The sequence below is a fragment of the Halothece sp. PCC 7418 genome (assembly GCF_000317635.1).
Classification (GTDB): domain Bacteria; phylum Cyanobacteriota; class Cyanobacteriia; order Cyanobacteriales; family Rubidibacteraceae; genus Halothece.
This window is the reverse complement of the sequence record NC_019779.1, coordinates 2900864-2912033: the sequence shown is the minus strand read 5'-3', so window position 1 is coordinate 2912033 and position 11170 is coordinate 2900864. Positions and strand designations below refer to the sequence as shown.

The following is an 11170-nucleotide window of genomic DNA, read 5'->3' as shown; positions in this document are numbered from 1 at the left end:
ATGAAAACAGATTGAATCATCCAAGGGATTGAACTGTGACTGTTTCTTTAGACCAACCTCGTTAGGCAAGGTGCTTTTGTAAGACAGCACGCGGGGCCCGGCGAACGCGACACTTAATCGTTTCTTTTCCGAGACGTTGATGGGCTTCGTAGCGATGACAACCAGAAAATCCGTAATAATTGCCATCCACTTCTAAAACATCAATTGGCTCGCGCAATCCTTCTTCAGCAATGGAAGCCATCAGGGCTTCAACTTTTTCGGGATCGTTTTGTCGGGGTAAGGGACGACGAATCGCATCCACTGGGATTTCTTTAATTTCCATGTTTGGTTAATCCCCCTGCTGTAATTCCTGATCTAAATCATAATCGTTATGAGTTTGAATTGCAACCTAGTTTTGTTCTTTGTTCTTGGTTCGTTGAGAAATGGTCACTGTTTCAGGCGATAATGGTTTTTCCAGCAAGGAAATCTTTTAATTGTCGTTCATGATCGTGGGCAAGATGACCAAAGGGGATACTTTCAGCAGAAAAGGCTTTCACATCAGAAATTTCTAAATCGTCTTGGACTTGGAGATTACCGCTCACTGCTGCTTCAATTAAAATACTGATGGAATGGAGTCTCGGATCGCGATCGCGCGCGGAATATACCCCAACCAAACGCCGAATTTCAAGGAGATCTAACCCAGTTTCTTCTCTTAATTCTCGCTGGGCAGTTACCGCCACTTCTTCGCCCCAATTGACAACACCACCCGGAAGTCCCCACTCGCCAGTATCCCTTCGTTGCACTAAGACAATTTCACCACTAGCGAGAATCGGAATAACAGTCGCACCAGTTACGGGATGACGGAAAATAATCCCGAGAACAGTAAAGAAAAAATGAGAGAAACGGCTAATCATGAGGAGGAGAACCAAGAACAAAGAACCAAGAACCAAGAACCATTATTCAATAAACGAATTTTGTTCTTGATTACGAAAATATTGATAGGCTGCGCGAGAATAGCGACGGATCAGTTCGTTGGCGTTGCGATCATTGTGAGGACGTTCGACCATAATCGCTGCTAAATAGCGTTTGCCACTGGGGCGATCAATAATCCCAACATCCCCCACTAACGAGCCAATATCGCCCGTTTTATGGGCAATGGTTGCATTTTTGTCCAACCCTTGAGGCAACAGGGTTCGCGTTCGTGTGGTTCGCATAATCTGTAAAATGTAATCGCGCGATCGCGCTGACACCAACTCTCCATTATTGAGTCTTGCTAATAGTTTAACCAATTCTTTGGGGCTCGTGGTGTTCGTTCCGTCTAAGTCAGGTAGAGGATTGCGAATCCGAGTTTTTTCTAACCCCCAGGCGGCAAACAATTCGTTTAAAGTTTCTTTTCCCCCTAGCCGTTGAATCAGCATATTGGTCGCCGTGTTATCGCTAATGCTAATCATTTTTGCTGCAGTTTCTAACGCCCGATACTGTTTTCCAACCGCTTCGTATTGCATATTTCCCGACCCCCCTGCTTTCACTTCTTCGGTCATCGTGAGAGGTTCATCTAATTCTAAGCGTCCTTCATCCCAGGCCTTAAAAAAAGCAATCAAAACAGGGACTTTAATCATACTCGCTGCTGAAAACTGGCTTTCCCCTTGTAAACTCACATATTGACCACTCTCTAAATCGACAATAAATGCACCAGGCTTGAGTTGGGGTTTTTCACGGGCTAAACGTTTAAAGGTTTCTTTGAGTGCGATGACTTCTTGGTCAAGGGGTAAAACCGAAGGTGCTGGCGGGGGTGCGGTTTCAACCACTGGTGTCGCGGTTTCTGTTGGGGAAGCAGCAGTTGGAGAGAGATTCGGTTGCGAAAGATATTGATCCCGATCTAGAAAATATAAAACCGTTCCCGCGATCGCGCCCACTCCCACCGCAAAAATCATTAATCGCACGATCAAAATTAAAGAGAGTTCTGCACTAGAACGTTGGGGTCGAACTGGTTGTGTTTGCGCGGGAAAAGCGATGACATTATCTGATTGTCTCGGTTTTCGCTTCTTTTGCGACCGCTTTTTTTGACCAGAGGCAAATTTACGCCGAGAAGGTTTAATTTTTCTCTGATTTGTCCCCTTAACAGACCGATATTCATGTTGCGAAGCCACGATAATTACTCCTCATTCACCACATCAGAATTACGAATTGCCCATTCCGTCTGTCTCAATATGCCTCGGAGGAGGGCTAATTCTTCTGGGGTTAGATTAGCACGATTGAAAATCTGACGGAACTTTTGCATCCGTGCGCTTGCAGTATGGGGGTAAAGAAAGCCAATTTTCAGTAACATTTGTTCTAAATGTTGATAATATCCTTCCAAAGCCTCTAAGGTGGCGGTTTCAGTTGCGGAAGTGGTGACGGTTTCTTCGGTTGTTGTCACTAACTGCTGTAATTCATAGACACAGACTCCCACCGCCATAGCTAAATTCAAAGAGGGATAAGTAGATGCTGTGGGAATATAGAGACAGTGTTGGGCGTGGGTTAATTCGTCGTTGGTTAAACCGCTATCTTCCCGTCCGAAAATGAGGGCGGAAGGAACAGACAAAAGTTTAGGAAGGACAGCTTTTGGGGCTTCTAGAGGGAGAGAAAGGGCGCGATCGCGCGCGGTAGTTGCTACAGCTTGTTGACAGCCCACTAACGCTTCAGGAAGGGAAGAAACGGTTTTTGCATGGTCTAAAATATCTCCCCCATGTACCGCCATTTTTCGGGCTTCCGCGCCGTGAGGATCACACTTAGGGTTAACCAACACTAATTGTTGCACCCCCATATTTTTCATTACTCTAGCAATAGAACCAACATTTAAAGCCCCAGCTGGTTCAACTAATACAATTCGGATGTCATCAAGGGAATCAGCCATGAATACTGTCATGAATAAGGGATTGTTGGTTAACTTTAAAGCTAGAGAAACCTTGATGACAAGTTAGTATCCGTATTCTAAAAAGTGATGTTAATAATAAGGAGAATGCAATGATTAAACGCGCAGTGATTATTGTCGATAACGGCTTTGAAGATACCGAGTTTGCTTATCCGTTTTATCGTTTGCAAGAAGCGGGATTTACCGTTGAAGTAGCAACGCGAGGTAAAGTAGATGTCAAAGGAAAACATGGCGTTGCTGCCAATGCGACTGTTGATGCAGATGACATTAAAGAAGTCGATTATGATTTAGCGATTGTCCCTGGTGGACGGGAATCTCCTGATCGCGTTCGCCAAATTCCCAATGTACTCCAGTTCCTTAATGATTTCGACCAAAAAGGAAAAGTCATTGCTAGCACTTGTCATGGTCCCTGGGTGCTGGTTTCGGCGAAAGTTGTATCAGGGCGTGATGTCACTGCTTATCCTGGTTGTAAAGATGATTTAGTGAACGCAGGGGGTAACTTCAAAGACGAAGCAGTTGTCGTGGATCGGAATTTAGTCACCGCCACTCACTATCGAGACAATGCAGCATGGATCAAAGCAGCTTTAACACAGTTTGAAACCTTAAATCAAGCGGAAGCAACCACAACCGTTTAGAATCTCATCCCCCTCAGACGGACTCAGTTTGGGGGTTAGAAACAGATTTAAATCCACCCTCTAAGCCAATAGACCAACATCCCTAGATATTCTTTTAAGGCTTGGGTTGTTCGTTGAAGATTGTCAGCATTGGGAAGTAAATTTAAGAGGGTTGCTTGGGGGGTGCGTTGCAGTTGTTCCCAATCGACTTTTGTGACTAAGAAGTCTGTTGGTGCGGGAATGACATCAATCCCTTGTTTTTGAAAGACACGCAGCGATCGCGGCATATGAGATGCTGATGTCACCAGTAGTGACTTTTTGATTCCCAATTGCTCTAAAATTTCTTGGGTATAAAGGGCATTTTGATAAGTATTGAGGGCTTGGGTTTCTTCAATAATGGCTGATGCGGGAACACCAATTTCTACTAATAAATTCTTCATGCTGTCGGCTTCTGGTGGTGCATTTTTCAGCCATGTAATGCGTCCGCCTGTTGCAATAATTAAGGGGGCTTTTCCTTCTTTGTAAAGATGGGCTGCATACAAAACGCGATCGCCAGCTTCTGTCAATTCTACTGTTTTGCGGGGAGGCGTAGGAACACGAGTTGATCCGCCTAGTAAAATAATTGCATCTGCTTTTGGTAATTCTTCTTTTGGAATTTGTTGCCATTCTAAAGACTGCATTAACAAGGAACTCACCCAAGCATTACTTGCCATTAAAATTATCAATAAACTGATTCCCATTGGAAATAATGCAAAATAAGGGCGTTTCCAAGCAACGATTACACCCACCAGTAATAAAACACTGGTTAATCCTAACGGATATAAAAAAAGCGGAAGCAGTTTTGATAAAAATAAAAACACTGTTATTTGTTATTTGTTCTTGGTTTCTTCGCTTATTTTTTCTCCCCCTCTCCCCAACTCCCCACCTTGATTGATTAGCCTTTACCTGCTTGGCGTAAGCGTCGGGTTTGTTCTAATAATTCCTCTACATCTTCTTCCGATAAACGTTCGACATAATTCACTTTCACTTCTTCTAATAAATCAACTAATAGCGTTTGCATTTTATCTAGAGTTTGTTTTCCTTGCATTTCATCCGTTAGCACTTGCGTGAGATTTGTTCCCAACTCTTCAATGAGTTTTTCTGCTTCTGGATCTTCTTCTAATGCGCCGATAATGGTATCATAAACGATTTGATAGAAGATGCTGACAAATTGTTCTGTTAACTGATTTTCAAACCGTTCTAACCCTGGAATTTGTCGCATTCCTTGAAATGCAGGAGAGGTTTGTAAAACTTTTCGGACATTATGGCGAACAATTGCTTCTACATCAGGACGAACTTTTGGTAAGACTTGATAAACGACTAACTGAACAAATAATTTACTTAATTCAGCGACTTCATTGGTTTCATTGAGATCAATATACTGGCGAGTGTTGGCTTCAGAAAGGGCTTTTTTTAATTCACCTCGTTTTAGTGAACCTTGGACTTGATTAACAAGGCGAACAAAAACAATTTCTGTAATATCTTCAGCAATACTGGCGACAAACCCTTGAGAAATTTGCCGTTTTACAGAATCAAGTTCAATTAAATCCGATTGATCGACGCGCACCGTTACAGGAATGACTCTTAACCAGCGAAAGATGGGAAGAAATAGAAAAACATCATACCAACGCCACAACATTCCATCAATCCAACGCAAACCAAGATGTCGGCGATGGATTAAATAAGTTCGTCCTGCAAATTCAATTGCAAATAAAACAGCAAACGGTAAATCTAACAACCAGAAGCGATTAATAAATTCTCCAGTTTCGGTATCAATTCCTCGCAGGTAGTTGGTATCGATTAGGGTTTCAATTTGTGTTTCAAAAAAATCTAATTCTTTTTCATAGCCATTTTCTGTTAAATACTCTGCTGTCCAAAATCTTTGAAATGCTCTTTCAGAAGAATTACTGTTGAGGTGTTCTCGCATCCTCTCTTTAATCGTTTCTAGCGTCCCTGTTTTATTTGCCACTTCAAAAGGGTTATTTTGGATGATTTGCAGACTTTGCTGACGTAAATCCTCTAAAATTCGCTGAGATTGATAGGATTCTAATCCAGTTTTTGTAACCTGTTGCTTTAGAATTTCAACAGTTTGTAAATATTGTTCGGTTTCGGGATGTGGTTCAATTCCTTTAACATAATCATATCCTTGCGCGAGAAGCGGTGCTTGTTCTAAAAAAGACCTTGGAATTTCCCGATAGGCTGATAGTAAAATCGGTGTATATTTTTCAATAAAGTCAGATTTTGGAATATAGTTTAAGCCTTGTACAATCAGTCTAAATTCTTTGAGATAAAAGTTACGGAGGGGAATGTAACTAATATCAAAAAAAACTAAACCTAGGTTAAAAAGAGCAATAAACGCCATGACTTGTTCAAAGCGTATAATCCATTTATTCTTTTTTTATAGGCTTTACTAGTTTGTTGTTCGAGTTCTCTACGAGCAATCATTAGTCATTAGTCATTAGTCATTGGTCATTGGTCATTGGTTACACCTTCTTGTTGGGCGGTTTTTTCTACGGCTTCAGCAACGGCGGTGACAACTCGCGAATCGAAAACAGAAGGGATGATATAGTTAGCATTGAGTTCGTTGGGAGAAATCAGGGACGCGATCGCGCTGGCTGCTTCTAAACACATCCCAGAAGTGATTACAGAAGCCCGACAATTCAACACTCCGCGAAAAATCCCAGGAAAGGCTAAAACATTATTAATCTGATTAGGATAATCACTGCGTCCGGTTGCACATACCGCCACTTGATCCACGATTAATTCGGGTTGAATTTCTGGAATGGGATTGGACATCGCCATGATAATGGGATGCGGTTGCATTGAGCTTACCATTTCGGGGGTGACAATACCAGGCACGCTCACGCCAATAAAAATATCGGCTTGTTTCATTGCATCAGCCAGCGATCCACTTTCTGCAACGGCAAATTCTTGCTTTTGTGCGGTTAAATTTGCGCGATCGCTGCTAACAATGCCTTTGGAGTCACATAAAATAATTTGATCCGATTTTGCCCCTGCATCTTTCAATAAACGCCCAATAGCAACCCCCGCAGCACCTGCACCATTCATCACAATTTTTACATCGGAGAGGGGTTTTTCTACTAATTTCAGGGCATTAATTAGGGCTGCTAACACGACAATTGCGGTGCCATGTTGGTCATCATGAAAGACTGGAATGTCTAACTCTTTTCGCAATCGCTGTTCAATTTCAAAGCAACGGGGGGCGCTAATATCCTCTAAGTTAATTCCACCAAAAACAGGCGCAATTTGTTTGACCGCCGTGATGATTTCTTCCGTGTCTTGTGTATCTAAGCAAATAGGAAACGCATCAACATCAGCAAACTCTTTAAATAACAGGGCTTTTCCTTCCATAACGGGTAACGCCCCAGCAGCCCCTAAATTTCCTAAGCCTAAAACCGCACTCCCATCTGTAACAACGGCGACGGTATTACTTTTAATGGTTAAAGAAAAGACTTTTTCTGGATCTTGCGCGATCGCGCGACAGACTCTCCCCACTCCTGGGGTATATGCCATGGCTAAATCCGCTTGTGATTTGACGGGAATCCGACTCTCAACGGAGATTTTCCCCCCTTCATGGAGTGCCATCGTCCGATCAGAAACACTCACAATTTTCAGATCGGGAATGCTGCGTAACCCCTCCACAATCGCTTCTCCATGGTCTTCACTATAAGCCTCAACCAGCAAACGGCGTTGAATTATTTCCCTCGTTTCCTGTTCGATCACAATGTCGCCAATTTTCCCTCGCAGTTGCGCGATCGTATTAGTGATTTGTGCCAAGATCGCAGGTTTTCCCTGAGACTCATTAACGGGATAAGATAATTGAATGGCAAGGCTATGACTGGCATTTGGTGTAAGTTTTGTCATATTTGTTTTTTGTTCTCTGTTCGTTGATAACTGGTCACTGGTCACTAATCACTGTAATCGCCTGAATGCGCCAACCTTTATTTTCGCGCACTACATCATATCGCACTTTTAAGGTGGAATCATAAGAACGATTGGGAATCTCTTCCCCATTACGGTATAAAGTCGCTGCTTCGCGCACAGTGGCTGTAATTTGACCTTGGTTGGGGTTATTGGTGGGATGTTGCCAACTGTCAATGCTGATAATTTCGTGTTCAAATTCTTGGTAGGAATTCCCATTAGAAAAGGTTTGGGCCCGACTTTGGACTTGAGACAGCAAGGGGTTGGTTAAAATAGCTCTCAGGGCTTCAACGTTATGATCAGAACCGAGGGCTTGGCGTTTTCGAGTGAACCATCTGTTAATGATTTGTGCAGCGCGATCGCGATTGAGAAAGGTAGAATCAGTGGTGTTTTCATCAGAGTCAGACTCGGGAATAGGTACAGGAGGGGTTTCTAATTTTAGGGCTAAGGGGTTTTTTTCGATGTTCGCGGTTGGCTGCGTTTGAGAAAACCTTGACCACAATGCGTTCACTCCCTGATACACTCCAAAAATCACCAGCGCGATCGCGCCTAAGCCCACTCCTGTCACCAGCAATAAAGCAGCAATCCGTGAGGGTTTAGAAGACAAGCGCGATCGGCGTTTCGGACGCAGGTGACGGCGGTTTTTCCCAGTGGATGTTTCTGGCTGGGGTGGCGTAATTTCCTCAGCGTCTGGGATTTGTGAAGGGAAAGCAACTGTGTCTGGACTCGTCAAGAAATCTGAAGTTCGATGACTCGTTGTCTCGGGTTCAGCCGTTTGAAACGATTCTAGGGTCTCTTGTACGGAAGAACTGGCAAAATAATCTTTCAGAGATGCCGATTCATCTGCTAGGTCGAGGAATTTCGGGAATAAAACCGACTCCAACCACTCTTCCGCATAGTTGCATAAGCCGAGCAGGAGATCTGGGGTGTCATCCCCTTGAGCGGAATAGGCTTGAATTTGCGCGATCGCGTCCGTTTCTTGACTCTTTTCAATTAAAGACAGGGCCGTCTCTGTGTCCCCTAATAAAAGAGCACAAATGGACTCCTCTAAATAGACATCAGCCTGATTTTCCTTGGTGGGTTCATCTGGTTCATGGTCTTGTTCTAAGCATTGCAGAAATTGTTTTCCTTGACGAATATAATGAGGTTCTAAATAAGCAAATCCCCTTGCCATTCCAGCACAAGCAGCCAAATACATCGCCACCGAAGATCGTTGCGCTTCTTGGGCAAATAGTTCTTCTTGTTCTTGGGCGGTTAAATACTCTCGAATTTGTTGCACAAAATGTAAAAACTCATCCCGATTTAACCCCGAATCATCAGAGCATTCGCCATCAATTCCCCCTCGTTTGGTGAACATTTCCTTTAACAGGGCGATACCATTCGGAACGGCTTCTGGATTAACATTGCGCTGAGAAAGCAACTCGAAAACGCGATAAGGAGACAGTTTATTCAATTCACTGGTCATTTCCTGGCGTAATTGCGGAAATAAATCCCAATCGACCAAAATGTTTTTTCCCTCTTGTACGGCGACTGCTGCAGCTTCATACTCTTCTTGTCGCCATAATTCGCGTCCTAACTCCCAACAAGACAGCGCGATCGTTAAAACTAAATCCCCTTGCATTGCTGGGGAGAGTTCCTCCTTCTCCGCCATGAGCGCATGATCTGGATTTGACAAAATCCACTCACCCAAACTTCGGACTCGCTGATATTCCCCAAGCTCATATAAAATCAATAGGGCTCCGAGCAATTGTTGAGGGGTTTCGACATTGATTTTGGGAGTTTGAGGGGCGGTTACCACTGCTTCTTCTTCACTTTCGATCTGGGGTAAAGCAACCGTTTCTTCCCCTTCTACGTCATAAGTGGTGAGTAGATAATTGGCATCATACTCACTCCGTTGTTCGGGGTCTGATAAAACTTCATACGCCCAGTCGATGAGTTGTTTGCGAGCAGTTAGCGTTCCTTGAGTGTACTCCGAACGAGAAGTTTGGCGGAGTCTGTCCTGATAAGCCTGCTCAATTTGGTCGGCAGTTGCTTGTAAAGGCAGACCGATAATCCGATAATAGTCGAGCGGAATGCGCACGGTTTACTTCCCCAGCGTTGAGCGGTTACATTAATCTTAAGCAAAGACAGAAATCTTGCTGCAATGAGTTAGTCTCATCTGTCCAAGATTCTCTGTTCTGACAACTTGATTTTAATTGTTATCAAGATGAATGATACCGTGACTTTAAAAGAAGAATTCAAATTAGTTCTCGTTAAATCCGTGACTTTTTCAGCAGACCCTAATTAAGTCATAGATCAATTCTCAAGGGTGGTGATAAAATAAATCAAGTCTTGCAGGAGAGACAATGCGCTCAAAATCAAGCGAAGCCAGCAACAATTGTTGATTTTATCCTGCTATTCACCGCCTCTCCTGCGGAAATTAACTTCCCTGTGGCATACAGGGCAAAGCCTATCACCAGGAGGTCAAACTCAAAAGTTTTGAAACTGGGTGCTCCTTCTGTCGCTAGGAAACCTCACTTTAAGCGCGATCGCGCGATCAAGTATAGCTAGTTCACTCATCTCAACTTATCAAAAATCTATGGTCGCTGAACGAAGTTTACCCACTTTTCAACCGCAACGCTCACAAATTAATCGTGAACAAGGCTTAATTTTATACGAGGACATGACCCTCGGACGCTTATTTGAAGATAAATGTGCCGAAATGTATTATCGCGGCAAAATGTTTGGCTTTGTTCACCTCTACAACGGACAAGAAGCTGTTTCTACTGGTGTCATTAAAGCGATGCGCCAAGATGAAGATTATGTGGCAAGTACCTATCGCGATCACGTTCATGCCCTGAGTGCGGGGGTTCCAGCGAAAGAAGTCATGGCTGAATTGTTTGGGAAGGAAACCGGGTGCAGTAAAGGACGCGGTGGCTCAATGCACTTATTTTCCGAGCCCCATCACTTGTTAGGGGGCTATGCGTTTGTTGCTGAAGGAATTCCCGTCGCCACAGGTGTCGCGTTTCAGAGTAAATATCGTCGGGAAGTCTTAGGTGATCCCAATGCGGATCAAGTGACGGCTTGTTTTTTTGGGGATGGAGCAACGAATAATGGTCAGTTTTTTGAATGCCTGAATATGGCTGCTTTGTGGAATTTACCCATTTTATTTGTCGTCGAAAATAATAAATGGGCGATTGGTATGGCACACGATCGCGCTACCTCTCAACCTGAAATTTACAAAAAGGCAAGTGTATTTGGCATGGAAGGAGTGGAAGTGGATGGTATGGATGTGTTAGCCGTCCATGCAGCAGCGGAAGAAGCTGTCGCTCGCGCACGGGCTGGGGAAGGTCCGACGCTGATCGAAGCCCTGACCTATCGGTTTCGCGGTCATTCTCTGGCTGATCCAGATGAGTTGCGTCCTGAACAAGAAAAAGATACTTGGTTTGCCCGTGATCCCATTAAAAAATTAGGGGGTTATTTAATCGAACAAGAGTTAGCCACGCAACAAGAACTTTCTGAGATTGAAAACCGAGTCCAAGCTGAAATTGAGGAAGCGGTTGAATTTGCCGAAAGCAGCCCTGAACCCGATCCCAAGGATTTACGTCGCTATATTTTCGCGGAAGACGAGTAATTTCATTTTTTCTTCGGTATTTCCTCTTGCCTTTGGTGACGAGAGGAAATGCCATCCCGCTATGTGTGT

Annotated in this window: 10 protein-coding genes; 2 read left to right on the top strand and 8 right to left on the bottom strand. The window is 43.8% G+C overall.

What is annotated here, in order from left to right:
* Nucleotides 1–61 precede the first annotated feature (61 nt).
* The 4 genes from PCC7418_RS13235 to PCC7418_RS13220 form a co-directional block, all read right to left on the bottom strand.
* Entirely contained in the window at nt 62–322 is a 261-nt protein-coding gene (locus tag PCC7418_RS13235) for a ParB N-terminal domain-containing protein (RefSeq protein WP_015226693.1), read from the bottom strand.
* A gap of 112 nt (nt 323–434) precedes the next feature.
* Nucleotides 435–893 (bottom strand): NUDIX domain-containing protein, encoded by a 459-nt coding sequence (locus PCC7418_RS13230; protein ID WP_015226692.1) that lies wholly within the window; start codon nt 891–893, stop codon nt 435–437.
* A 42-nt stretch (nt 894–935) separates the two neighbouring features.
* Complete coding sequence (locus PCC7418_RS13225) at nt 936–2129, bottom strand: serine hydrolase (RefSeq protein WP_015226691.1); 1194 nt, start codon at nt 2127–2129, stop codon at nt 936–938.
* A gap of 5 nt (nt 2130–2134) precedes the next feature.
* Complete coding sequence (locus PCC7418_RS13220) at nt 2135–2887, bottom strand: RNA methyltransferase (protein ID WP_150107070.1); 753 nt, start codon at nt 2885–2887, stop codon at nt 2135–2137.
* Between the two features lie 98 nt (nt 2888–2985).
* Between PCC7418_RS13220 and PCC7418_RS13215 the strand changes: the two genes are divergently transcribed.
* Nucleotides 2986–3528, top strand: a complete 543-nt coding sequence (locus PCC7418_RS13215; RefSeq protein WP_015226689.1) for a DJ-1/PfpI/YhbO family deglycase/protease — start codon at nt 2986–2988, stop codon at nt 3526–3528.
* 47 nt (nt 3529–3575) lie between these two features.
* On the opposite strand, the gene PCC7418_RS13210 is transcribed toward PCC7418_RS13215, so the two are convergent.
* The 4 genes from PCC7418_RS13210 to PCC7418_RS13195 form a co-directional block, all read right to left on the bottom strand.
* Nucleotides 3576–4367 carry a YdcF family protein gene (locus PCC7418_RS13210; RefSeq protein ID WP_015226688.1) on the bottom strand — a complete coding sequence of 264 codons (792 nt, stop codon included), beginning with the start codon at nt 4365–4367 and terminating at the stop codon, nt 3576–3578.
* A gap of 74 nt (nt 4368–4441) precedes the next feature.
* Nucleotides 4442–5908 carry a hypothetical protein gene (locus PCC7418_RS13205; RefSeq protein WP_015226687.1) on the bottom strand — a complete coding sequence of 489 codons (1467 nt, stop codon included), beginning with the start codon at nt 5906–5908 and terminating at the stop codon, nt 4442–4444.
* A 107-nt stretch (nt 5909–6015) separates the two neighbouring features.
* Nucleotides 6016–7431: an NAD-dependent malic enzyme gene (locus PCC7418_RS13200; protein ID WP_015226686.1), complete on the bottom strand. Its 1416-nt coding sequence runs from the start codon at nt 7429–7431 to the stop codon at nt 6016–6018.
* 34 nt (nt 7432–7465) lie between these two features.
* Nucleotides 7466–9568 (bottom strand): IMS domain-containing protein, encoded by a 2103-nt coding sequence (locus PCC7418_RS13195; protein WP_015226685.1) that lies wholly within the window; start codon nt 9566–9568, stop codon nt 7466–7468.
* 498 nt (nt 9569–10066) lie between these two features.
* Between PCC7418_RS13195 and pdhA the strand changes: the two genes are divergently transcribed.
* Nucleotides 10067–11101 carry a pyruvate dehydrogenase (acetyl-transferring) E1 component subunit alpha gene (gene pdhA, locus PCC7418_RS13190; protein WP_015226684.1) on the top strand — a complete coding sequence of 345 codons (1035 nt, stop codon included), beginning with the start codon at nt 10067–10069 and terminating at the stop codon, nt 11099–11101.
* The last annotated feature ends 69 nt before the right edge of the window (nt 11102–11170 follow it).